Source organism: Metabacillus sp. Hm71, from assembly GCF_051842955.2.
Taxonomy (GTDB): Bacteria; Bacillota; Bacilli; order Bacillales; family Bacillaceae; genus Metabacillus.
The window spans coordinates 3,873,256-3,898,158 of the sequence record NZ_CM200278.1 but is presented as its reverse complement, the minus strand read 5'-3'; the positions used below and the strand labels follow the sequence as shown (position 1 = coordinate 3,898,158).

Genomic DNA, 24,903 nt, shown 5'->3' with positions numbered 1-24,903 from the left:
TATAAGAAAACGAAGTCTTTACTTTTATGACTTGGGGATTAGGAAGAAAATATAACTTTTTGTACTTAGTTTTTGTGTCTAGCTCCGAAGCACAGGACGTGCAGTGCAGGCAGTGCGACAGGACGTCGCGTATTTGACTGCCAGCACCTAACCCCTCTTGGGTCTAGCTATTCAGGAATAGAAGGTAAAAGAATACCTTCTATTCTTGAGAGTCTTATGATTGTCGCAGAATGCTCAGAGCCTTGCGTTTTCATATATATCATCACTAGAAACCTGAGGAAATGGGTACAATTATTGTTGAATTTCTCCCGTAATGTATCGTAAGATGTTAGTATGGGACTTAGTTTTAGTACTAGCCTATAAATTAGGAGATCATGTTTTTTGTACATGATTATAGAATTAAAGGGGTGCCTAAGCATGCTAAAAATACAAGAAATTAGAGAAATCATTAAATTAATCGATTGTTCCTCAATTAATGAATTTTCATTCGAACATGAAGGTTCAAAAATAAAAATGAAAAAGCAATCACAAGAGGTAGAAACAGTCGTACGTAATATTGCCACTTCACCTGCTGTTGAAACTGTACAAGCTCCACCAGTACAACCACAAGCAGCTGCAGTAGAGGCTCCAAAACAACAACAAGTAGAAGAGCCAAAAGCAGATACAGCAAATTTACATAAGATTACCTCCCCGATGGTAGGAACGTTTTATGCTGCTTCTTCACCTGAAGCCGGCAATTATGTTGAAGTAGGTTCTAAAGTAAATAAAGATACTGTTGTATGTATCGTAGAGGCAATGAAGCTCTTCAATGAAATTGAAGCAGAAGTGAAGGGTGAGATCGTCGAAATACTCGTTCAAAATGGACAGCTTGTCGAGTATGGTCAGCCTTTATTCCTTGTAAAGCCTGAGTAAGGAGTTTTGATGATGATAAAGAAGGTACTTATTGCGAATAGAGGAGAAATTGCTGTCCGAATTATTCGGGCATGTAAAGAATTGGAAATCGAAACAGTTGCTGTTTTTTCAGAAGCTGATCGTGATGCATTGCATGTACAGCTTGCTGATGAAGCATACTGTATTGGTCCAACTGCTTCGAAAGATAGCTACTTAAATTTTACAAATATCATTAGTGTTGCAAAATTGACAGGCAGTGATGCCATTCATCCAGGATACGGCTTTCTAGCAGAAAATGCTGATTTCGCAGAGCTGTGCAAAGAATGCAATATTATTTTTATCGGTCCTAGTGCAGAAGCCATTTCTAAAATGGGAACGAAAGATGTGGCAAGAGAAACAATGCGTGAGGCAGGTGTACCAATTGTCCCAGGCTCAAGAGGAATTATTGAGAATATCGATGAAGCAAAAATGCTGGCAAATGATATGGGATATCCTGTTATAATAAAAGCAACGGCAGGCGGAGGCGGAAAAGGTATTCGCGTTGCCCAAGATGAGCCGGCTCTTGTGAAAGGGATCGAAATTACCCAGCAGGAAGCGGCTACTGCATTTGGTAATCCTGGTGTTTATATTGAGAAATACATCGAGGATTTCCGTCATGTAGAAATTCAAGTATTGGCTGATTCACATGGTAATGTTATTCATCTTGGTGAACGTGACTGCTCAATTCAGCGCAGACTCCAAAAACTGCTAGAAGAAACGCCATCACCAGCCCTTGATGAAACCATTCGTGCACAAATGGGAGAGGCTGCTGTTAAGGCTGCTGCTGCTGTTGACTATACTGGCGCAGGAACAGTTGAGTTTATTTTTGATCACATTAACAAGAAGTTTTACTTTATGGAAATGAACACTCGTATTCAAGTCGAACATCCTGTAACGGAAATGGTAACAGGTATTGACTTAATTAAAGAACAAATTAAAGTTGCTTCGGGTGAAAAACTATCTGTCGCGCAAGAGGATGTTACTTTTAATGGTTGGGCGATTGAATGTCGTATCAATGCCGAAAATCCGGAAAAGAACTTTATGCCTTCTCCAGGGAAAATTGAGATGTACTTGCCCCCTGGTGGTCTAGGTGTTAGAGTAGATTCAGCGGTCTATCCGGGATACTCCATTCCACCGTTTTATGATTCAATGATCGCAAAGCTAATTACATATGGCGCGACAAGAGAAGAGGCTATTGCCCGAATGAAGCGTGCTTTAAGTGAGTTCGTTATCGAAGGGATTTCAACAACCATTCCATTCCATTTACGGCTTCTTGAACATGAAAAATTTGTTTCAGGTGATTTTAACACCAAGTTTTTAGAATTGTATAAGGTCATGGATTCGTAAAATCATTTGGAGGTGCTGAGGCTTGAAAGAAACTAATAACGTTTTAGAAATGAATCAAGAGTACAACGGCTTAGGCAAGGTAGAGATTGCTCCAGAGGTGATTGAAGTAATCGCCGGTATCGCAGCATCTGAAATTGAAGGTGTAGCCTCAATGAGAGGAAACTTTGCTGCAGGCGTCGTAGAGCGTTTAGGAAAGAAAAACCACGGCAAGGGTGTAAAGGTTGAGCTTGCTGAAGAAGGTATCATTATCGATGTATACTGTGTGATGATTTTCGGTGTATCTATTCCAACCGTTGCTCAGAAAATTCAAGACAACATCCGCCAAGCTTTACTTAACATGACTGCATTAGAGGTTAATGAAGTAAACATCCATGTTGTTGGCGTTCAATTTGAAGCAAAAACACAGGAAATAGAGGTAGATCAAGAGATGTAAAAAGTAAAACCAGAGGGAATTCCCCTTTGGTTTTCTTTTGTTTTTTAGAATGACACTTTCATTAGTTGATAGTAAAAATATTGCACGATTAATAGAATGTTTATAGCATGGTTATATTGTAAGTAGAAGAAAAAATAAATAACGAATATTTTTTTGAGGTTAAACCCTTTTCATTCGGAAATTACATAAAAACCTTCATTTTCGGCATGAATCTGATTGTTAGATGTGGTATGATCACATTATGACATTCGACATTTCTAATTAATTAAAGGAGCAAGAAGAATGAAACGAAGAACAGCAAGAGAAAAGGCACTACAGGCGCTATTTCAAGTGAATGTAAGCAAGATAGATCCAAACGAAGCCATTGAGCATGTACTAGACGACGCAGATCCGGATCAATTTATGAATAAGCTGGTTTTCGGAACAATTGAGCATCAAAAGGAACTCGATGAGCTAATTGCTCCACACCTTGTGAACTGGACAATTGATCGCTTAGCAAATATTGATAAAACCATTCTTCGTATGGCTGCTTATGAGCTGAAGTATGAGGAGGATATCCCGGCTAATGTAACCTTAGATGAAGCTGTGGAATTAGCTAAAGCGTTTGGTGATGATCATTCAAGTAAATTCGTCAACGGTGTTCTCTCTAAAATTAAACAAAATCTTTAAAGGTTTAAGGCAGAATGAGGAGGAAATAGAAATGGCAGCAACAATTATTGATGGAAAACAATTATCGCAAACAAAAAGAAGTGAGCTTGCTAAAGAGGTAGAGCAAATTAAAGCACAAGGATTATTACCAAAGCTTGTGGTTATTTTAGTAGGTGACAATCCTGCATCACTCTCCTATATTAGAGGAAAACAAAAGGCTGCTGAAGAAATCGGTGTAGGTTTTAAATTAGAGCACTTCCCTGAATCATTAACAGAAAAAGAATTACTTGATGTTATTGACCATTATAATAACAATAACGAATATCATGGGATCTTAGTCCAATTGCCGCTTCCTTCACATATTAATGAAACAGCGGTTGTTGAAAAAATTTCGCCTGAAAAGGATGTAGATGGTTTTCATCCGATCAATATTGGCCGTATGATGACGGGTCAAGATACATTTTTACCTTGTACACCAGCGGGAATTGTTGAAATGATTAAATCAGTTGGAGTTGAAATTACAGGCAAGAATGTTGTTGTAGTTGGAAGAAGTAATATTGTTGGGAAACCTGTTGGACAGCTCCTGCTAAATGAACATGCAACGGTTACTTACTGCCATTCAAAAACGAAAGATTTATCTTCGTATACAAAAGAGGCAGATATTTTAGTAGCTGCTGTTGGCCGAGCTAATTTCATTAAAGGTGCAGACATTAAATCAGGTGCGGTTGTTATTGATGTAGGTGTAAACAGGCTCGAAACCGGCAAATTATGCGGTGATGTTGTTTTTGACGAAGCAAAAGAGGTGGCAAGCTACCTGACACCAGTTCCAGGCGGAGTTGGGCCAATGACGATTACAATGCTGGCACATAATACAGTCCAATCTGCAAAACAGTTTCTTGAAAAAAAATAAGTATTTATAGAGGACGGAGATTCATATTTTTGCTCCGTCCTTATCCCTGCACGAAACGTTACTGTGCAGGTTAAGGGGAGTGTCCTATGAGTGAAATAAAATATGTAACCGTTACAGCCTTGACAAAGTATATTAAACGAAAATTTGATGTGGATCCTCATTTAGCAGACATTTGGATAAAGGGGGAGATTTCCAACTTTAATTTGCATAGCCGGGGACATATGTATTTTACCCTAAAAGATGAAAAGGCGAGAATTCAAGCTGTCATGTTTGCCGGTTCAAATAAAACGCTTAAATTCAAACCTGAGAACGGAATGAAGGTGCTGCTTCGCGGTGAAATTTCGGTTTATGAGCAAAGCGGAGGTTACCAGGTTTATGTCAAAGAAATGCAGCCGGATGGCATTGGCAGCCTTTATTTAGCCTATGAGGAATTAAAAAGGACATTACAGAAAGAAGGACTTTTTGATCAAGTTCATAAGAAGCCGATTCCAAAATATCCAAACCAGATTGGCGTTATTACCTCACCTACAGGTGCTGCAATCCGTGATATTTTAACGACGATCAATCGCCGTTATCCTCTAGCTAAGGTCATCCTTATCCCAGCTCTTGTGCAAGGGGTTCAAGCAGGTGCCTCTGTAGCAAAAGCAATCAAAATAGCCAACCAGTTGGGAACACTTGATGTATTAATCGTTGGACGTGGTGGAGGATCGATTGAAGAGCTATGGGCGTTTAATGAAGAAATTGTAGCTCGGGAAATTTTTGCTTCACAGATACCAATTATCTCTGCAGTCGGTCATGAAACAGACTACACGATTGCCGATTTTGTAGCAGATTTGCGTGCCCCTACGCCGACGGGTGCTGCCGAACTAGCTGTACCTCATTTTTCCGAGTTAATGGATCGGATAACAGATCGTCAAAATCGATTGAAGAGATCCATACGGGAAAAAATAACCTCAAAAAAAGACCGGTTAAACCATTTACAAACTTCTTATGCCTTCAGGTATCCAAAACAGCTTTATTTACAAAAGGAGCAGCAGCTGGATATGCTGGTAGAACATCTTCAAAAGGAAGGAAAAAGGGCTGTCAATCATAAGTTAGATGCATTCACCTATTTGAAAAACAGGCTTGCAAATGTACATCCCAAAGAGCAGATTAATCGCTCAAAAGACGCATATGAATCTTACATTAAAAAGCTTAAGCGTGAAATGAATTCACTATTAACCGTAAAACATTCGCAATTTAATGAAGCAATTGCTAAACTAAATGCACTGAGCCCATTAAAGGTAATGGACAGGGGCTACAGCCTTGTATATCATGAAAATAAGCTGATCAAAAGCATTGAGCATATTGAACAAGGTCAGACAATAAAAGTACAGTTAAAAGATGGACAATTGGATTGTCAAGTACAGGGAATAGAGGAGCGATCCATAAATGAGTAAAGAACAACCCAAAAAAGATGAAGTGTCTTTTGAAGCTGCCATGCAAAAATTAGAAGAAATTGTTGGCAAGCTTGAGGAGGGGGATGTCCCTCTGGAAATAGCAATTGATTATTTTCAAAAAGGAATGGAACTTTCCAAGCTTTGCCATGATAAACTTCAGCAAGTTGAAAAGCAAATGGACTATATTTTACGTGAAGATGGGCAATTAAAGCCATTTGAGCTGCAGGAGGAAGAAAAAGCGTGACCATACAGCTTAATCAATTTTTACATTCACGTAAACAGATAATTGAAAATGCCCTGCCGTCATATATTGAAAAGCTTCAAGCACCTCATTCATTAAAGGCAGCCATGAGATATTCATTAGAAGCAGGGGGGAAACGGCTTCGTCCAATTCTTGTGTTAGCCCTGCTTCATACATACAAACAATCAGAAGATTTAGGGATTGCTACAGCTTGTGCTGTTGAAATGATTCACACGTATTCACTTATTCATGATGATCTTCCTTGTATGGATGATGATGATTTAAGACGTGGAAAGCCAACGAACCATAAGGTTTTTGGGGAAGCATTGGCAGTTTTGGCAGGAGACGGATTATTAACTCAAAGCTTTTCATTAATTGTCAATGACCAACTACTGCCAGCTGACAAGAAGCTTAGAATTGTCTCAGAGCTTGTAAATGCAGCTGGTGCAGAGGGAATGGTTGGCGGACAAGTATCAGATATGGAAGGGGAAGTCAAAAAGCTAACACTTTCTGAGCTTCAATCCATTCATGAAAATAAGACCGCCAAGCTTTTAGGCTTTAGCATTATTTCTGGTGCCATTTTAGCAGGGGCTCCTGAAGAGGATATCGATAACTTGCGAAAGTTTGCTTACCACCTTGGTATTGCCTTCCAAATTCGCGATGATATTTTAGATATTGAAGGAAACCAAATGATTTTAGGAAAACCAGTTGGTTCTGATACAATAAATGAAAAGACAACTTATCCTTCTATTTTAACAATGCAAGGAGCAAAGGAAAAACTTAATGATCATATCGACTTTGCAAAAGAGATTCTCAACAATTTATCAGTTCGGTCTGAATTGCTTTATCAAATGTGTGACTTAATGGCAAATAGGGACCATTAATCAAGTATAGATTTTAAAACCGTTCCCGATTGGTAGCGGTTTTTATACTATTTTCATTCTGAAAGCAAGGTGCCCCTCACTTTAATCATTGTAATTACCGTTATTTTATGGTAAGTTTTTGCTTGCGCATAGTTATTCGATGTATAAATCTTATTTCATCCATTTTTAAATATAAGAAGTTTAAGTTAAAATATAAAGAAGAGAATATAATGTAAAAAAGTAAACAGTCATATAGAATCAAACTGAATCCGAAAGTGAGTGATCCATTTGGATCTTCTATCCATTAAAGACCCGCGCTTTTTAAAAAAGCTTTCCATTAATGAACTTGAAAAGCTAAGTGCGGAAATCAGGCAATTTTTAATTGAAAAGCTATCAGAAACAGGAGGGCATATTGGGCCGAATTTAGGTGTGGTTGAACTAACCATCGCCCTTCACAAAGTTTTTGAAAGTCCAAAGGATAAATTTATTTGGGATGTTGGCCATCAATCCTATGTTCATAAAATTTTGACAGGAAGAGCGAATGAATTTGATACGCTTCGTCAATACAAAGGCTTATGCGGCTTTCCGAAACGAAATGAGAGTGAGCATGATGTATGGGAAACCGGTCATAGTTCAACATCATTATCGGCTGCAATGGGAATGGTTATAGCTAGAGATTTAAAGAAAACAAAAGAGCATATCATTCCTATTATAGGTGATGGAGCTCTTACCGGCGGGATGGCTCTTGAAGCTCTTAATCATATTGGTCATGAGAAAAAAGATATTATCGTTGTTCTTAACGATAATGAAATGTCGATTGCTCCAAACGTTGGTGCACTTCATAATGTGCTTGGGCGCCTTAGAACAGCAGGCAAGTATCATTGGGTAAAAGATGAACTTGAATATTTATTAAAGAAAATACCTGCTGTAGGCGGAAAGCTTGCTTCAACTGCTGAAAGAGTGAAGGACAGCCTAAAATACATGCTTGTATCAGGAGTATTTTTTGAAGAATTAGGATTTACTTATTTAGGTCCGATCGATGGCCATAATTACGAAGATTTATTTGAAAATCTTCAATACGCTAAAAAGACATCAGGCCCCGTTCTTTTTCACGTGATTACGAAGAAAGGAAAAGGGTATCAACCAGCTGAAACAGATACCATCGGTACTTGGCATGGAACAGGACCCTATAAAATTGAAACGGGTGATTTCGTAAAGCCAAAAGTTGTCGGTCCTGCGTGGAGCAAGCTTGTTAGTGAAACCGTACGTAAACTCGCTCGAGAAGATGAGCGGATTGTCGCAATTACTCCAGCTATGCCGGTTGGTTCAAAGCTTGAAGCATTCGCAGAGGAGTTTCCGGATCGGATGTTCGATGTAGGAATTGCCGAGCAGCATGCTGCAACGATGGCAGCAGGGCTTGCCACGCAAAATATGAAACCATTTCTGGCCATCTATTCAACCTTCTTACAACGTGCATATGACCAGGTTGTTCATGATATTTGCCGCCAAAAATTAAATGTCTTCATCGGTATTGATCGTGCAGGACTAGTCGGTGCAGATGGGGAAACACATCAAGGTGTGTTTGATATTGCCTTTTTAAGACATTTGCCAAATATGGTCATTATGATGGCAAAGGATGAAAATGAAGGACAGCACTTAGTTAATACAGCTTTAAAATATAATGATGGCCCAATTGCTCTTCGCTATCCGCGCGGTAACGGTATCGGAGTGAAAATGGATGAAGAGCTAAAAGAAATCCCAATTGGTACTTGGGAAGTTCTTAGAGAAGGCAGCGATGCGGTGATACTTACCTTTGGTACGACGATTGAAATGGCAATGGATGCCGCAGAGATTATGGCTAAACAAGGTAAAGCGATAGGTGTTGTCAATGCACGATTTATTAAACCTTTAGATGACCAAATGCTTCATGAAATCTTTACAGAGCAAATACCAGTACTGACGATTGAGGAAGCTGTTTTGCAAGGAGGTTTTGGCAGTTCTATTTTAGAGTTTGCTCAAGAACATAATTATCATCAATCACTGATTTCAAGAATGGGTATTCCTGATCGTTTTATTGAGCATGGCAGTGTGTCGAAACTTCTTGAAGAAATCGGGATGACGAAAGAAGATGTTGTGGCACAATTAAGAGCGATGATGCCTGAAAAAGAGAAAAGGGTATTAAGATCATGAGTACGAAAAAAGAACGAGTAGATATTCTTCTTGTTGAAAACGGCTTGTTTGAAACAAGAGAAAAAGCGAAGCGTGCGATCATGGCAGGCCTCGTATATGGTAATGAAGAACGCTTAGACAAGCCAGGTGAAAAAGTTTCCCGTGATATCGTCTTAACAATAAAAGGGAACACACTTCCCTATGTTAGCCGCGGGGGACTAAAGCTTGAGAAAGCACTTAAAGAGTTTGACATTGATGTTAAGGATAAAATCATGATCGATATTGGCTCCTCAACCGGCGGCTTTACGGATTGTGCTCTGCAAAATGGTGCTAAGCTTTCATATGCGTTAGATGTTGGCTACAATCAATTAGCATGGAAGCTTAGGCAGGATGAGCGAGTTGTTGTCATGGAAAGAACCAATTTCCGGTATGCAACACCTGCTGATTTTCAGGAAGGGTTGCCGGAATTCGCTTCGATAGATGTTTCTTTTATTTCACTAAAGCTGATATTGCCTGTGCTAAAAACGATTTTAGTGGCTCATAGTGATATTGTCGCCTTAGTTAAACCGCAATTTGAAGCCGGAAGAGAGTTAGTAGGCAAAAAAGGGATCGTACGTGATCCAAAAGTTCATGAGCTTGTATTAGAGGAAATGATTGAGTTTTCGTTAAAAGAGGGGTTTGATGTCTATAACCTATCTTATTCACCGATAACAGGAGGAGATGGAAATATTGAATTTTTATTACATCTTCGTTATGAAGGTGTAAAAGAACAAGGAAAGAGCCACTTGGAGAAATCAGCCCCTGTCATTGTCGAGGCAGCTCATTCCACTTTAAAAGAAAATAAACAAAAAGCTAAGCAGGAAGAATAGCATATGCTATGATCCTGTTTTTTCAAGTTTTAAGGAAGTATAAATTGCCAGCGAAGAAGGGAATTCGACGTAGTGGCCAATTTTAAATATAAAGTATAAGCGCACTTACGCCTCTGTCTTCGCCTTTCAGGCTCGCTAGTCGACGAGTTTTCTTTATGGATTGTCATGAATTTCTATAGAATCGGAATGTTCTGGATATTCATGCAAAAAGTGAATGTGTGATTTTATTCTAAAATTATAATAATTCCCCCTTTACTCAGCTTTTTATGCAGTATTTCTAGACTTAATCTTTTTAAAACCTGTACATTTTAAGGTTTTTAATATAAGATGAAAAGTATAAACATGCAAAATTAAAAAGATATGCATCATTGCAAAAGGGGTGCTTTTATGAATAAAGGGCAAAGACATATTAAAATTCGAGAAATCATTTCAAATAATGATATTGAAACACAAGATGAATTAGTTGATTTATTAAAAGGAATGGGCTTTAATGTTACACAGGCAACGGTTTCTCGTGATATTAAAGAATTACATTTAGTAAAAGTGCCGATGCTTGATGGGCGTTATAAATACAGCCTGCCAGCAGATCAGCGCTTTAACCCATTACAAAAGCTAAAGCGTGCACTTATGGATGCCTTTGTTAAAATCGATTCTGCCGGACATATGCTTGTTATGAAGACTCTTCCTGGAAATGCCAATGCTATTGGTGCCTTAATTGATAATCTTGATTGGGATGAGGTACTAGGAACCATTTGCGGTGATGATACAATCTTAATCATCTGCAGAACTGCAAAGGATACTGAAACGATTTCTGAACGTTTCTTAGATATGCTGTAAATTTAAGGATTTTCATCCATTCAAAGGTTTCAGTTAAAGGCAGCTGATAAATCAAGTATGATAAAGAAATATGAATACATTTATCCAAAAGAGGTGTGATTCTGTTTGCTAGCGGAATTATCAATAAAAAACTTTGCCATAATTGAATCATTAACGATTTCCTTTGAAAAAGGATTAACAGTGTTAACAGGTGAAACTGGAGCGGGAAAATCGATTATAATTGATGCAATCCATTTACTTGCGGGGGCTAGAGGGTCCTCGGAATTTGTCCGATTTGGAGAAAAACGAGCTGAGCTTGAAGGGTTATTTCTCATCGATGATGAACAACATCCAGTTTATACAAAATGTGAAAACTTCGGAATCGATATTAGTGATGGAATGATTGTTTTACGCAGAGATGTAGCTTCCTCAGGTAAAAGTATTTGCCGAATAAATGGAAAGCTGGTTACAATTGCCATTCTAAGAGAAATCGGCCAGTATTTAGTTGATATTCATGGACAGCATGATAACCAGGAGCTTATGAATGAGGAAAATCATTTAACATTGCTTGATCAATATGGCGGAAAAAAAGTGAGACAAGCGATGGATGCTTATTTTCAAATATTTAAAAGCTTTGATAATTTACAGAAAAAAATCAAACAACTTTCCGAAAATGAACAGGAAATGGCTCACCGTCTTGATCTCCTTCAGTTTCAATTAGATGAAATTGAAAAAGCAGAATTACAGCCTAATGAAGATGAACTACTTCAGAAGGAAAAAAATCAAATTTCCAATTTTGAAAAAATCTATGAAGCCTTAAAAAACAGCTACAATTCCCTTCATGGTGAGCAAAAGGGATTAGACTGGGTCGGACATGCAATGAGCAATTTAGAAGATGTCTCCTCAATCAATGCAACATTAAAGGAATTATCGGAAACCATTTCAAATGCGTATTATTTACTTGAGGATCTTTCCTATCAAGTTCGAAATGAATTGGATTCATTGGAATTTGATCCGGAGCGTTTAAATTTTGTTGAGGGTCGATTAAATGAAATTACTCATTTAAAACGTAAATATGGGCAAACAGTAGAAGAGATTTTAACGTACTCGGCACGTATTGAAGAGGAAATCGATCAAATTCAAAATCGTGACAGTCACCTGCATAAATTAAAAAAAGAGCTTGATTCGATTCTTAAGGATTTGGCAATTGAAGCAAAAAACCTAACAAGTATTCGAAGAAGCTTCGCTGATATATTAACAGATGAAATTCATCGCGAGTTAAAAGAGCTATATATGGAAAAAACAACCTTTAACGTACATTTTGCAGAAAAAATGACCACATTTAACGAAGTGAAATTTACTCCAACCGGTGTGGATGATGTAGAGTTCTATTTATCGACTAATCCTGGTGAACCTTTAAAGCCATTAAGTAAAACAGCATCTGGAGGAGAGCTGTCACGAATTATGTTAGCAATGAAAAGCATTTTTTCCCAACACCAGGGGATTACATCGATCATATTTGATGAAGTGGATACAGGTGTAAGCGGACGTGTCGCACAAGCGATTGCAGAAAAAATTTATCGCGTTTCAAATGGCTCACAGGTCTTATGCATTACCCACCTTCCTCAAGTTGCTGCAATGGCAGATACCCATCTATATATTGCGAAAGAAACCAAATCAGGTCGAACAAAAACGAGTGTAAAGCCACTTAATGAAGAAGAAAAAATTAAAGAGATTGGTCGTATGATTGCTGGAGTAGAAGTGACCGAGCTTTCAAAGGAGCATGCGAAAGAGCTGCTTGCTTTAGCCCATACGTCTAAGAAATAACAATAAAAAGCAGCCTTTAGGCGGCTTTTTATTTGCTTAAGGATAAAAAAATTTCATTATGCTTAAAACTTACAACAAAACCTTCTTTTTTCTAATGATTGAAGTTATAAATAAGCGTTGAGAAGGCTAAATTAAAACTGTAGCCATATATAGTTGTGGTGTGGGTTAGGAGCGAGGAGAGTGAAAGTTATTGCAAATAGATAAAATGAGAAAAATAGTTGGTGTAATTCTCCTTGTTTCATTCATGTGTTTAGGATTTGTAAAAGAAGTAAAGGAATACGTTAAAATACCAACAAGTTTGTCGGTGTTTGAGTCACAGCAAGTGAGCGTGGAAAGTTCAATTCCTGTAACGGCTTCGCAACTAGATGTACAAGAGGCATTTACAGTTCAAAAGAATAGTGATGGTAAAACACTTGATGTTCATGGTAAAAAAGCGGGAGAAGGTGCAGTTGTATTTGATCTTGCAGGCTTTCCTGTTAAAAAGGTTGGCGTAAATGTTCTTCCAGATTTTAAAGTGATTCCAGGCGGACAATCAATTGGTGTAAAATTAAATACCCTTGGCGTTTTGGTGGTTGGACATCACCAAATCAATACAACTGAAGGAAAGAAATCTCCGGGTGAATTAGCTGGTGTTCAGGTCGGAGACATCATTACAAGCATCAATGGCACAAAAATTGAACAAATGAGTGATGTAACCCCGTTTATTCAAGAAGCTGGGAAAACAGGAAAACCTCTTGATTTAATTCTATCCAGAGAAGAAAAAGAAGTGAAAACAAAGCTTTATCCACTTAAAGATGAAAATGATCAATCTTATCGAATTGGTTTGTACATTCGTGATTCTGCGGCAGGAATCGGGACGATGACTTTTTATGATCCTAAGTCAAAAAAGTACGGTGCATTAGGACATGTTATCTCTGATATGGATACGAAAAAACCAATTGTTGTTGAGGATGGACAAATCGTGCGATCGACCGTAACATCGATTGAAAAAGGCAGCAACGGTAATCCTGGAGAAAAGCTTGCTCGCTTTTCTGGAGATCGTGAAGTCATTGGCAGCATTACACGTAACAGTCCATTTGGAATTTTTGGGGAGCTTAATCAAGATATTCGCAATGGGATAATGGATAAAGCCATACCGATCGCGCTTTCGAATGAAGTAAAAGAAGGTCCTGCAAAAATTTTAACAGTTGTTGAGGATGACAAAGTTGAACAGTTTGATGTAGAAGTAGTCAGCTCTGTTCCGCAAAAATTTCCTGCAACAAAAGGAATGGTCATAAAAATCACCGATGAAAAATTATTAGATAAAACAGGCGGGATCGTTCAAGGGATGAGCGGCAGCCCAATTATCCAAAATGGAAAGGTGATCGGTGCGGTCACACATGTTTTCGTAAATGATCCAACAAGCGGGTACGGTGTTCACATTGAATGGATGCTAAATGAAGCAGGAATTGATATTTATTCAAAACAAAAACAAAAGGTAAGTTAAGAAAAAAGTGGTAATACGCCAGGAAATTTCAATTTCTTGGCGTATTTTTCATTTTCTGCTTTTATTTTAATTGGGATTTATGTAAAATAAAGTTGAAAAGATTTTTCGACAAAACAACCTTAGTCTCAAAAAGTCAAATGGCGTTTTTAGTCGAAAAAAGGAGCAAATTGAAGGTAAATAATGATAAACTCTGCTTTTTAAAGTTTTTTTATAAAAATAAAGGAATTTTACTCACATTGTCGAATTTGTTTAGGTATAATCATGTATAGATATAAGACATAATGGCAAAACGAGACTGAGGAGGAAGATTTGTGAAAAAAATTAAGGTTTGTATTGTTGATGATAACCGTGAACTTGTTGGTTTATTAGAGGAATATCTCTCAAGTCAAGATGATATTGAAGTTCTAGGCGTTGCGTATAATGGCCAAGAATGTTTAAATATGTTAAAAGAAAAAGATCCTGATGTATTGGTATTAGATATTATTATGCCGCATTTAGATGGCCTAGGTGTGTTAGAAAGATTAAGACAAATGGACCGTCCGCAGCCTAATGTCATTATGCTTACAGCATTTGGACAAGAGGATGTTACGAAAAAAGCGGTAGACCTTGGAGCAGCATACTTTATTTTAAAACCTTTTGATATGGAAGGCTTAGCGAGTCATATCCGCCAAGTAAGCGGAAATGCGGCACCGCTAATAAAACGTGCCAGCTCCTCTGTTAGATCATCGAATGAATCCTCTCATGGCAAAGGAAAAAACCTTGATGCCAGCATCACGAGCATTATCCATGAAATCGGTGTGCCAGCACATATTAAAGGATATTTATATTTACGTGAAGCCATCTCTATGGTCTATAACGATATTGAATTACTTGGATCCATTACAAAGGTGTTATACCCGGACATCGCCAAAAAATACAACACAACTGCTTCCCGCGTTGAAAGGGCTATTCGGCATGCAATTGAAGTTGCATGGAGCAGAGGGAATATTGAATCAATCTCCTCTCTGTTCGGATATACAGTTAGTATGACGAAAGCAAAGCCGACAAATTCAGAATTCATCGCGATGGTTGCGGATAAGCTTCGTTTGGAGCATAAGGCAAGCTAATGGCGGTGAAAGCCAAGCTTATCAAGGGTTTATAGTTAAATTGTAATTATTGGAACACTGACATAAGTAACCAACTAATTTTTAATTAAATACCGGTTAATTTTAAACCTTCCTATTTATTGGGTCATACCAAGATTTAGGGAGGTTTTTTGTTTTGTCTGGGATTGAAGATCACTTAGATAATTTTATGCTTTACTGTGATTCAAAAAATTTATCTAGAAAAACATTAGCAAGTTATGAACAAACACTGAAACTATTCATTTTGTACTTAGAAAAAGAAATGAAAATTATTGACATCGACAAGGTGAAATCAGGCCACATTAGACAGTATATTTAGTACTTACGTGAAAGAGGTAAGTATACTATCGTTTCAAGTGAGAAGTCTAAGCAAATAAATCATCCTGATCATAGACATGACTTTAATAAACCAATCAGTGATACTACTGTTGCGAAATACTTAAGAAACATTAAAGTATTCTTCAATTTTTTAGAGTCTGAACGAGAAATTAAGATTAATCCAGTTGCCAATATTGAAAACATTAAGCAAAAAAAAACAAAAAGCATTACTTTCAGTCGATGAATTAAAGAAAGTTTTAAACACATTTGACTTAACAGTTTTTCATTCCTGCAGGTCATGGGTACAAACAAGGCTTATTCTTGATACGGGAATTCGTCCGGTGAAAGTTGTGATTTATGTCCTGAGAATATTGATTTCAAAAATAAATCTATCTTAATTGAAAACCCTAAGAATAATCAACAAAGGTACGTTTATTTCGGATATAAGATGTCTAATGAGTTGAAACGGTGGCTTCAATATAGGAATAGGTATTCAGATAGTTAGTGTTTATTTCCCACTATTTGAGGTACCAGGTTGGATGTTAGGAATTATGAAAGGATTTACGTGAGGCAGGTAAGAAAGTGGGAGTTAGTATTCATCCCCATCAGTTAAGGAATAACTTCGTTAATTATTACTTACTTGAAGGAAATGGAGACTTTGCAACTTTAAGTAGAATATTAGGTCACAGCTCTGTTGATGTAACCATGAAAGCATATTTGGATTTTACTGGTCAAGAAATAGGGCGTAAATATCAAAAGCATTCACCATTAAATAACCTAGGCATTTAAATGGAGGTATATATGACTAATCTAGATCCGGAATGGGTGGAATTAATTCAAGAGGCAATCCAACAAGGTCCAGACATCGAAGAAATAAAGTCATTTTTAGAAACTTATTCAACTACAAACAACTCAAACTGAGGAGGCTTTAACATGCAGGTTAAGATTGGAAGTGATAATGAACAACTTCAAAAAGAATTTATGAAATTACAATTGCAAAGTATTCAATTACAACTTTAACACACAAGTTGGTGAGAAGATTTGTTTCCATTATTGAAAAGGGTGTGAAAATTATTATATAGGGTGCAAGTAGTTTGCTAGTTGTAGGACAGTAAACTATTTCGGGGAAATAAGAAATATTCTTGCACCCCAAGTTATAATTATACTTAATTGTAAAATTTTATACAGTTACTAAGTTACTATTAATATTTTACTCCTTTAAATTTAATGAGTTTTGTTTGAGTCTTATCATCAGATTTCACTCTTCGTGTTACTTGTTTAAAAGCATCTGTCATTCCTTTGGCGTTAATAATAAGATCACGTTCCACGTTGTTGGTGTTGATAATAAAAACGTATTGTTTCAAATAATACACCCCTTCTGTATTTTTTAACTATATAATTTAGGTTTAAAAAATGCATTTTATTCCACATGGCTGATCTATTTAAAAATTAAATAATAATACCCAACACGATGGTCAGGTATTTATGATTATTGTTTAGCACAAGTCCAAGTTATTCATAAGAGGGCTTTATACACGCTTAAATTTCAAGGAGAGTTACTTGAGCCGCAGTTGATCTTATGGGGACAAAAAATAAAGAGTGAAATTAATCACTCTCAAGAAACTTTCCAATTATACAAGTCCTCTATAGTACAATTTAATTCTTTAGAAATAGTCATAGCGTTGTTAAGGCTCATAACTTTCTTATCTAAATAATCTTGAAGTAGTTCTTTTGGAATATTTGTGTTAGCAGCAAGAATGTCTAGATTAGTGTTGTTTTTTGCTAAAAGTGCATTTAAATTGCTTTTCTTAGCTTTATATGCGGTCAAATCGACACCTCTCTTCTGTCCTTAAGCATAACACATTATATGATAAAATTGGAAATTATTCATTAAAATAATGGTTTTATTTAAATTTTATAGTTGAAAATCGAAGCATACGGAAGAATGAGTGTGAAAATAAAAGTTCTGACAATTTGATAATTAGCAAAAAATAAATCTAAAAAATGCTCAATATGATGAGAATCTTCCGAATGGAAACGCCTAAACCATTGGGATCGTAAACGTGAAGGCACTTTTTAGATGCAATTAGTATATTTTTAGTGATGTCTTTGAGACAACAATGTACCAATCTAAAAACTATATTACTAGACGACCCAATTCAGAGTATGGATGATTTGAATATTTTCTCATTTATTGACATTTTAAGAGGATTGGCGAGTGAGGGAGTATTCGAGGATTTAAAGAAACAATTTATTTTATCAACTCATGATGAAAAAATTTATAGACTTATGAAAAGAAATTTAGGTTTATAAACAACAAGTCTATTTCATTTAATGAATATAATCAGTTCGGACCAAATTATATTATTAAATAAATTAAAAAATAGACAATTTTTTTTATTTCATAATCTATAGAGTATACATTGGACATAGTTTTCATGGTTGCTATAAGGTGTGGTTATTAAAAATAGTCGGTTTTATGGCAGAAATAAATTGGATATAAATAAAAGCAATTCAACTATTCATATTTAGAAATAAGGCAAGCTAAAAAGTTTTTAAAAACATAAAAAATGGAGGCTTTTTTACCGAAAATAAACATGTAATGACTTAAACATATTAAGAAGCCCAACGCAAAGCCCAACACAGGAAATGGTAATAAAAGAATAGATTAACTTTAAATCTCTTAATACAAAAATACCAGCAAGAATGATGAGCGAATCAATGATAAAGATTACGACTCCTGGGTTAATGCCTCTGGATTTAGAAATTAACAATGCCAATAAATCTACACCACCTGGACTGATGTGAAAGCGAAGCATAGTGCCGACACCAATTCCAATAATAACTCCACCTATAATCGCACTGGTTAAGATCGGCAAATGCACTAACCCGTTTAGTGGAATAAGCAAATCAATGATGGTTGAAGTAAATGCCAGACCTAATAGTGCGTTGATGAAATAAGTCTTATCATATTTCAGTGAAAGAAGATAGATTGGGGTATTAATCATGATCATGACATGTCCTATTTTAATTCCCCAAATATATTTGATGAGAAGACTAATGCCGAAAATCCTTCCATTTATAAGATGAATCGGGATAATGAACATATTTACACCGATCCCGATACAAACACTTGAAAAAAGCAAAACAGCAAACTTTTTCATAAAAAGCATTCCCCTTGTCCACTTCATTACCTTAAATATATGTGGTGTAGAAAGGTTTATTACGGTTTACCTAAGCGATTACCGCTCATTCTCATTTGTTTGCTGTGCAATTCTTAATATTTCTAAATCCAGTTGTGATGTTTTTTAATCCAGTTAAATATGGACTATATTTCCTCGGGAAATTCATCAATTGCTGCTAGTTTCCCATACACGTTAACTTAATCGCATTTTTTCGGCAGTTTGCTCTATTTGAAAAGCATGATTAACTAAGTATTTGTTCAAAACTCAAAATGGATTGAGGGATAAGGACATAAAGTACTATCCCCATTTGATAAGCTGGCCTGAACGGCTGAGCCCGCCCCCAAATCCGTAAAGTAAAAGATAATCTCCTTCCTTTATTTTTCCTTCTTTGATTCCTAAATCGACTGCTAACGGTATGGAAGCAGCAGAGGTATTCCCGTGATATTCTAAGCTTGTTAGCGTTTTTTCAATAGGATAACTGCTTTTTTCGCAAATGGATTCAATCATCCGCAAGTTTGCGCTATGAGGGATAAACCAATCAACATCTTGTAAAGAAAACTCAGCTTTGTCAACAACAGCTTTCATTCCTGATGGAACGGAAGTAACGGCCCATTTATATACTTCACGCCCATTTTGGACAAGCTGCCTCTTATGCTCCAGCTCATGGCCAAACATTTTGTCAGATAAATAAGTTCCGTATAAATTATGTGCCTTTTCACCTTCTGAAACAACATGTGAGGATAGAAAGCTTCCGTTCTGGTCGTATTCGACAAGCATAGCGCCGGCACCGTCGCCAAATAAAATGCATGTTGTACGATCGGTAAAATCCGTTATCTTGGATAATGTTTCAGCACCGATCACAAGGATTTTTTTATGAAGACCAGCAGTAATTAACCCATTTGCAAGATGCAGGCCATAGGTAAATCCTGCACAGGCTGCATTAATATCAATCGCTCCCGCTTGTTTTAGTCCTAACCTTCCTTGAATATAAGAGGCTGTACTAGGGGTTTGATATTCAGGTGATAGTGTGCACACAACAATCATATCAACATCATGAATACCCTTATCATAACGTTCCATTAGATTTTCAATCGCTTTAATACTTAGGTCGCTAGTGAATTCATTCTCTGATGCAAATCTTCGCTCTTTAATGCCTGTACGCCTGATAATCCATTCATCGTTTGTATCAACCATTTTTTCAAGATCGAAATTTGTTACAACGTTATCTGGAACATAAGAACCGATAGCGGTTATACGTGCTTTTGACATCATGTTAGATCACCTCATTTTTTATAAGTTAATCATAACACTAATTTCTAGTACCTGGTACTAAAAGTTTGTTTTTGTCAATTTTTATTTATACAAAGGATAAATCCGCATCATTATTGAATATAAAAATGACAACAAAAAAGAAAGACTTGTAATCGAGTCTTTCTTTGGACTTTGTGTATGTAGGTAACGTACGCCTTGTCAATTAATGATCTTTTTTTGAATCTTCTTTGCTGTTTAATTCTGCAAGTTTTGCTAATAGGATATGCTGTGGCATATGCATAATTTGTTCAAGCGGAACATTAAGTGACTTTGCGAGTTTTTGTGCTGTTTCAGCTGATATCTGTAATGGTTTCATAATTGGTTTCCCTCCTCCCATATATTTTACACGAAATGAAGGTGATAACAAGATGACATTAATCTTTGGCCATAGAGGTTCGGCAGGAAACTATCCTGAAAATACTATGTGTTCGTTCATTGCAGCAAGTACAGCTGGTGCTGATGGGATTGAATTGGATGTTCAAATGACAAAGGATGGGGAGCTAGTAGTCATCCATGACGAAACGGTTGATCGAACAACGAATGGCACAGGCTATGTAAAGGATTTAACTTATGAAGAGATTTCTCAGTTAGATGCAAGCTTCAAATTTACTCAATTTAAAGACTCCGCATCTGTTCCGATGCTGAATGAGGTGCTTGAATGGGCAAAACAACAAGACCAATTGCTAATAAATATTGAATTGAAAAATGGAATTATTGACTATCCGGGAATAGAAGAAAAAACGATTGAGCTTGTTCGTAATAATCACTTGGTAAAACAAGTGATTATTTCATCGTTTAATCATTATAGTTTGGTTAAATGTAAAGAAATCTCACCGGAAATTGAAACAGCCGTCCTGTATATGGAAGGATTATTTAAACCATGGGCCTATGCAGCAAATATAGGGGCAAAAGGCTTACATCCGTATTACCACGCCGTGAAAAAAGAAATTATTTTACAATCACAAAATTATGGTGTTGCTGTCAGACCTTTTACTGTTAACGAACCAGCACTTATGGAAAAACTAATCAAAGAAAATTGCACGGCATTTTTTACCGATTTTCCGGAACTGGCAGTAAAAGTGAAAACTGAAAACACTCCTTTGTAAAAAGAGGGGTCTGACTAAAACGAAAAGGTCAGGCTCCTTAAAACAATTTAGAATCCGGTAAAGATTTCATGTTTTTTAGGGTACTGACCTTTTTTAATAATAGAAAAGGCCGCACTTCTATTTTACACGTTAAGAAAGCATAAATTTGCAGCGCAGATGAGAATTCGACGTAGTGGCAAATTTTAAGAATTAAGTATAAGGCAGTCGCACTGCGCCTAAGGCTTGGCGCCAGCCAAGTTTTCTTTATCTTTTAGAAAATCGTTTCTGCACCTTATTCCGTTTTCGATCACGGTAAAAGATAAACCCCGCAACAAAGCTAAGGCCACCAAGGAATAAGATAAGACCTAATATAAACTGCAAAAATAAATTTGGGATAGGCGGCTGTAAAATGCCAAACGTCATATCACGCATAAGCTTAATGCCATATGCTGCTAGTGCTCCGGGAATAATCATAATAATAAGTGCAATTATTCTAGACATAAAGATTTAAGTCCTTTCTTGTTCTGATTTCATTTTCATTCTCACATGAATGTTTGTCAAGTCCCAATCTTTAGGCTATGATATAAGTGTGCAATTTTTTGCATGCGATATTTTTTAGAAACAAAGTTTACTTACCATAAATAGGTGCTTCAATCGTGACAAAAAGGGGATAGGTTTATGCAACGTGTAATGATCGTCGGAGCTGGTAAAGGTGGAACAGCTTTGTTAAAGAGAATAGTCGAAACAAATTTAATGGAAGTAGCGGCCATTGTTGATAAAAATGTACAGGCACCAGGAATAAAGTTAGCTAAAAAACTTGGCATTGAAACAACGACACACTGGTTGCCAGTGATAAAGAAGAACATAAACATTATCATTGAGGCAACCGGAAATAACGAGGTTATGAAGAGTCTCCAAAAGGACAAGGAACCCGGCATGGTGATAATTCCTGGAGCTGTAGCCCATCTTATTTCTGAATTAGTAGAAGAAAAAGAAGTATTAATTGCAAAACTAAAAGAGGAAACGTATAAGCAGCAAACAATCTTTAATTCTACAAATGATGGCATGATTGTTATTGATATAAATGAAAAAATCATCTTGTTTAATAAAACAGCTGAGAAAATTACCGGATTCCCGCGTACAAAAGCAATTGGACGGAATATCATAGATGTCATTCCCTCAAGTAAATTGCCTAGAACGCTTACGACGCGTGAGGTCGAAACAAATCAAGAACAAGTCCTAGAAAATGGCTTGAAAATTATTACGACGCGTATTCCTATGATTGATGAATCAGGTAATCTTTTAGGAGCTTTAGCTCTTTTTAAAGATATTACCGAGGTTGTAAATTTAGCAGAGGAAGTGACGAATTTAAAGGAAATTCAGGTGCTTCTGGAATCAATTATCCAATCTTCTGAGGAGGCCATTTCTGTCGTTGATGAAGAAGGTCGCGGGATTTTGATCAATCGCGCCTATACAAAATTGACGGGTTTGTCAGAAGAACAGGTATTAGGAAAGCCGGCAACCGCTGATATATCTGAGGGTGAAAGTATGCATATGAAGGTGCTGCAAACAAGACGTGCGGTGCGTGGCGTAAGGATGAAAGTTGGGCCTGCCAAACGCGATGTTATTGTTAATGTTGCACCGGTAATTGTAGACGGAAAGCTAAAGGGAAGTGTCGGGGTTATTCAGGATGTCTCTGAAATTCAAAAGCTTACAACAGAATTAAATCGTGCAAGACAAATTATTCGCACATTGGAGGCTAAGTATACTTTTGAGGATATTATCGGGGTAAGCGAGGAAATGAAAATGGCGATTGAGCAGGCAAAGTTAGGCGCGAAAACACCTGCAACTGTGCTTCTTAGAGGTGAATCAGGTACAGGGAAGGAGCTTTTTGCCCACGCGATACATAATGCAAGTGACAGAAAGTATAACAAATTTATTCGTGTGAATTGTGCAGCTATATCTGAAAGCCTATTGGAAAGTGAACTTTTTGGTTATGAAGAGGGAGCTTTTTCAGGAGCGAAACGTGGCGGGAAGAGAGGTTTTTTTGAAGAAGCTAATAATGGAAGCATTTTCTTGGATGAAATAGGTGAATTATCAGCCAATATGCAAGCAAAGCTTCTCAGAGTGCTTCAGGAAAATGAAATTGTAAAGGTTGGCGGAACAAAGCCATTGCCGGTAAATGTGCGTGTGATTGCTGCAACAAATGTAAATATTGAAAAGGCTATGGCAGAAGGATGCTTTCGTGAGGATCTTTATTATCGTTTAAATCGTTATCCAATCTCCATACCGCCATTAAGAGACCGAAAAGAAGATATTCCTGCATTATGTGTCCGTTTAATTAGCAAGTTGAATCAGGATTATGGACGGAATATTGATACAATTACACAACATGCTCTGGAGCTTCTTCATCAATATAATTGGCCGGGTAATGTCAGAGAATTAGAAAATGTGCTAGGCAGAGCTATCATTTTTATGGATCATCATGAAACAATGATTGAAGCAACGCATATTCCTCAGCTTCAAGTACCGCTAATAGATAGAAAAGTACAAGAAAATGGACCATTTGTCCATAATAATGATGAAACGCTGGCAGATGCTGTTGAGCGGGTTGAAGCCGAAGTAATCAAGCAATCATTAGAAAAGCATGAGTACAACCGAACCCAAACGGCAAAGGCTCTAGGAATTTCATTAAGAAGCCTGTACTATAAAATGGAAAAGTATAACCTTGCAAATAATAGCATGCAATAATGTACATAGTTTGCAAAATAGTGCATGTTCGTTATATGATAAAAGGGTATGATGTGTCATTCATTTTATTGTGAGTGAAATAATACATACCCGATAAAAGAAATACCGTGGATTTACGTACAGGTACATAGGGATTTATACATATACATGCATTTTTTTACACGAATTAAGGCTGTTGGCACACTTCTTGCTGGATAGTTGGTAATAGCAGATGAATACATCTTGGAAGGAAATGGGTATAAATGAAGTTAGAAAATCTGCTGAATAAAGCAGCTGAAATAAGAGGGAAGGTCGTAGCGGTTGCTTCTGCAGAGGATGAAGAGGTTATAGAAGCTGTATCTGAAGCGATTAAACGTAATCTCGCTCGATTTATGCTCTTTGGTAAAAAAGAAGCAATTGTGGATCTCCTCATTTCAAAAGGCATTGGTAAAGATTCTATTGAAATCATTCAAGCAAGAAACAAGGAGCAAGCAGCTGAACTGGCTGTAAGGGCCGTTCATCACAATGAGGCATCTGTGCTAATGAAGGGTAATCTTCCAACAGCAACCTTGCTAAAAGCTGTATTAAATAAGGAATATGGTCTTCGCACGGGCAGAATATTGTCTCATGTGGCCATTTTCGAAGTTCCGGAATTTACAAAATTTGTCTTTATAACTGATGCTGCAATGAATATTGCTCCTGATTTAAAGCAAAAGGAGCAGATTGTTGTTAATGCTGTTGAGATTGCCAAAGCAATTGACATTGAAATCCCAAAGGTTGCTGCCCTTGCCGCAGTGGAGGTTGTAAACCCTGCGATGCAGGCATCAATCGACGCTGCTTCCTTAACATTGATGAATATGAGAGGACAAATAAAGGATTGTGTAATTGACGGACCTTTAGCGCTTGATAATGCGATTTCACTTGACGCTGCGAGGCATAAAGGGATTAAAAGTGAGGTAGCAGGACAAGCTGATATACTGCTCGTGCCTACGATTGAGGTAGGAAATGCCTTGTATAAATCGTTGGTTTATTTTGCAAAAGCCAGAGTTGGAGCGGTCATTGCTGGAGCGAAAGCACCAATTGTGTTAACAAGTCGCACGGACTCATCCGAAAGTAAGCTCTATTCCTTAGCATTAGCGATTTGTTCATCTGAAAAGTAAACCATTAGGAGG

Annotated in this window: 24 protein-coding genes and 1 pseudogene; 19 read left to right on the top strand and 6 right to left on the bottom strand. The window is 37.0% G+C overall.

Annotated features, from left to right (window positions below; genetic code table 11):
* The first annotated feature begins 417 nt into the window (after positions 1-417).
* From accB to ACSVDH_RS19205, 16 genes and pseudogenes are all read left to right on the top strand, one after another.
* Positions 418-912 carry an acetyl-CoA carboxylase biotin carboxyl carrier protein gene (gene accB, locus ACSVDH_RS19280; RefSeq protein ID WP_439250217.1) on the top strand — a complete coding sequence of 165 codons (495 nt, stop codon included), beginning with the start codon at positions 418-420 and terminating at the stop codon, positions 910-912.
* 12 nt (positions 913-924) lie between these two features.
* On the top strand, positions 925-2,277 hold the full coding sequence (gene accC / locus ACSVDH_RS19275) for an acetyl-CoA carboxylase biotin carboxylase subunit (RefSeq protein ID WP_439250218.1): 1,353 nt from the start codon (positions 925-927) through the stop codon (positions 2,275-2,277).
* 22 nt (positions 2,278-2,299) lie between these two features.
* Positions 2,300-2,710: a lipid-modulating alkaline shock protein YqhY gene (gene yqhY / locus ACSVDH_RS19270; RefSeq protein ID WP_522731709.1), complete on the top strand. Its 411-nt coding sequence runs from the start codon at positions 2,300-2,302 to the stop codon at positions 2,708-2,710.
* Between the two features lie 282 nt (positions 2,711-2,992).
* Positions 2,993-3,379, top strand: a complete 387-nt coding sequence (gene nusB / locus ACSVDH_RS19265) for a transcription antitermination factor NusB (RefSeq protein WP_299088060.1) — start codon at positions 2,993-2,995, stop codon at positions 3,377-3,379.
* Positions 3,380-3,410: 31 nt separating this feature from the next.
* Positions 3,411-4,268, top strand: a complete 858-nt coding sequence (gene folD, locus ACSVDH_RS19260; protein WP_439250219.1) for a bifunctional methylenetetrahydrofolate dehydrogenase/methenyltetrahydrofolate cyclohydrolase FolD — start codon at positions 3,411-3,413, stop codon at positions 4,266-4,268.
* 86 nt (positions 4,269-4,354) lie between these two features.
* Positions 4,355-5,707, top strand: coding sequence for an exodeoxyribonuclease VII large subunit (gene xseA, locus ACSVDH_RS19255; RefSeq protein WP_439250220.1), 1,353 nt, complete (start codon positions 4,355-4,357; stop codon positions 5,705-5,707).
* The gene (locus tag ACSVDH_RS19250; RefSeq protein WP_439250222.1) at positions 5,700-5,951 is read left to right on the top strand and encodes an exodeoxyribonuclease VII small subunit; all 252 of its coding nucleotides are present in this window, start codon (positions 5,700-5,702) and stop codon (positions 5,949-5,951) included. The genes xseA and ACSVDH_RS19250 overlap by 8 nt, the downstream gene beginning before the upstream one ends.
* Positions 5,948-6,832: a polyprenyl synthetase family protein gene (locus ACSVDH_RS19245; RefSeq protein WP_439250223.1), complete on the top strand. Its 885-nt coding sequence runs from the start codon at positions 5,948-5,950 to the stop codon at positions 6,830-6,832. Before ACSVDH_RS19250 ends, ACSVDH_RS19245 begins: the two co-directional genes overlap by 4 nt.
* Positions 6,833-7,099: 267 nt before the next feature.
* Positions 7,100-9,001, top strand: a complete 1,902-nt coding sequence (gene dxs / locus ACSVDH_RS19240) for a 1-deoxy-D-xylulose-5-phosphate synthase (RefSeq protein ID WP_439250224.1) — start codon at positions 7,100-7,102, stop codon at positions 8,999-9,001.
* Positions 8,998-9,849 (top strand): TlyA family RNA methyltransferase, encoded by an 852-nt coding sequence (locus ACSVDH_RS19235; protein WP_439250225.1) that lies wholly within the window; start codon positions 8,998-9,000, stop codon positions 9,847-9,849. Before dxs ends, ACSVDH_RS19235 begins: the two co-directional genes overlap by 4 nt.
* 387 nt (positions 9,850-10,236) lie before the next feature.
* Positions 10,237-10,686, top strand: a complete 450-nt coding sequence (gene ahrC / locus ACSVDH_RS19230; protein ID WP_299088069.1) for a transcriptional regulator AhrC/ArgR — start codon at positions 10,237-10,239, stop codon at positions 10,684-10,686.
* Positions 10,687-10,791: 105 nt separating this feature from the next.
* Positions 10,792-12,492 (top strand): DNA repair protein RecN, encoded by a 1,701-nt coding sequence (gene recN / locus ACSVDH_RS19225; protein WP_439250226.1) that lies wholly within the window; start codon positions 10,792-10,794, stop codon positions 12,490-12,492.
* A 190-nt stretch (positions 12,493-12,682) separates the two neighbouring features.
* On the top strand, positions 12,683-13,978 hold the full coding sequence (gene spoIVB / locus ACSVDH_RS19220) for a SpoIVB peptidase (RefSeq protein WP_439250227.1): 1,296 nt from the start codon (positions 12,683-12,685) through the stop codon (positions 13,976-13,978).
* A gap of 311 nt (positions 13,979-14,289) precedes the next feature.
* Positions 14,290-15,084, top strand: a complete 795-nt coding sequence (spo0A, locus tag ACSVDH_RS19215) for a sporulation transcription factor Spo0A (protein WP_518616926.1) — start codon at positions 14,290-14,292, stop codon at positions 15,082-15,084.
* Positions 15,085-15,238: 154 nt separating this feature from the next.
* Positions 15,239-16,209: pseudogene (locus ACSVDH_RS19210) on the top strand (tyrosine-type recombinase/integrase).
* 12 nt (positions 16,210-16,221) lie between these two features.
* Positions 16,222-16,341, top strand: a complete 120-nt coding sequence (locus ACSVDH_RS19205; RefSeq protein ID WP_439250228.1) for an anti-repressor SinI family protein — start codon at positions 16,222-16,224, stop codon at positions 16,339-16,341.
* Between the two features lie 281 nt (positions 16,342-16,622).
* On the opposite strand, the gene ACSVDH_RS19200 is transcribed toward ACSVDH_RS19205, so the two are convergent.
* The 5 genes from ACSVDH_RS19200 to ACSVDH_RS19180 form a co-directional block, all read right to left on the bottom strand.
* Entirely contained in the window at positions 16,623-16,784 is a 162-nt protein-coding gene (locus tag ACSVDH_RS19200) for a hypothetical protein (RefSeq protein WP_299088096.1), read from the bottom strand.
* Between the two features lie 251 nt (positions 16,785-17,035).
* Complete coding sequence (locus ACSVDH_RS19195) at positions 17,036-17,248, bottom strand: helix-turn-helix domain-containing protein (protein ID WP_299088098.1); 213 nt, start codon at positions 17,246-17,248, stop codon at positions 17,036-17,038.
* A gap of 754 nt (positions 17,249-18,002) precedes the next feature.
* Entirely contained in the window at positions 18,003-18,584 is a 582-nt protein-coding gene (locus tag ACSVDH_RS19190) for a YitT family protein (protein ID WP_439250229.1), read from the bottom strand.
* A 318-nt stretch (positions 18,585-18,902) separates the two neighbouring features.
* Entirely contained in the window at positions 18,903-19,877 is a 975-nt protein-coding gene (locus tag ACSVDH_RS19185; RefSeq protein WP_439250230.1) for a ketoacyl-ACP synthase III, read from the bottom strand.
* Positions 19,878-20,079: 202 nt separating this feature from the next.
* On the bottom strand, positions 20,080-20,232 hold the full coding sequence (locus tag ACSVDH_RS19180) for a YycC family protein (protein WP_299088101.1): 153 nt from the start codon (positions 20,230-20,232) through the stop codon (positions 20,080-20,082).
* A gap of 52 nt (positions 20,233-20,284) precedes the next feature.
* Between ACSVDH_RS19180 and ACSVDH_RS19175 the strand changes: the two genes are divergently transcribed.
* Positions 20,285-21,022 carry a glycerophosphodiester phosphodiesterase gene (locus ACSVDH_RS19175; protein WP_439250231.1) on the top strand — a complete coding sequence of 246 codons (738 nt, stop codon included), beginning with the start codon at positions 20,285-20,287 and terminating at the stop codon, positions 21,020-21,022.
* Positions 21,023-21,265: 243 nt separating this feature from the next.
* Here ACSVDH_RS19175 and ACSVDH_RS19170 read toward each other — a convergent pair whose 3' ends face one another.
* The gene (locus ACSVDH_RS19170; protein ID WP_439250232.1) at positions 21,266-21,502 is read right to left on the bottom strand and encodes a DUF2627 domain-containing protein; all 237 of its coding nucleotides are present in this window, start codon (positions 21,500-21,502) and stop codon (positions 21,266-21,268) included.
* Between the two features lie 177 nt (positions 21,503-21,679).
* On the opposite strand from ACSVDH_RS19170, the gene ACSVDH_RS19165 reads away from it, so the two are divergent.
* Together ACSVDH_RS19165 and yqiS are read left to right on the top strand one after the other, a co-directional pair.
* Positions 21,680-23,752: a sigma-54 interaction domain-containing protein gene (locus ACSVDH_RS19165; RefSeq protein ID WP_439250233.1), complete on the top strand. Its 2,073-nt coding sequence runs from the start codon at positions 21,680-21,682 to the stop codon at positions 23,750-23,752.
* A gap of 242 nt (positions 23,753-23,994) precedes the next feature.
* The gene (gene yqiS, locus ACSVDH_RS19160; protein WP_439250234.1) at positions 23,995-24,891 is read left to right on the top strand and encodes a phosphate butyryltransferase; all 897 of its coding nucleotides are present in this window, start codon (positions 23,995-23,997) and stop codon (positions 24,889-24,891) included.
* The last annotated feature ends 12 nt before the right edge of the window (positions 24,892-24,903 follow it).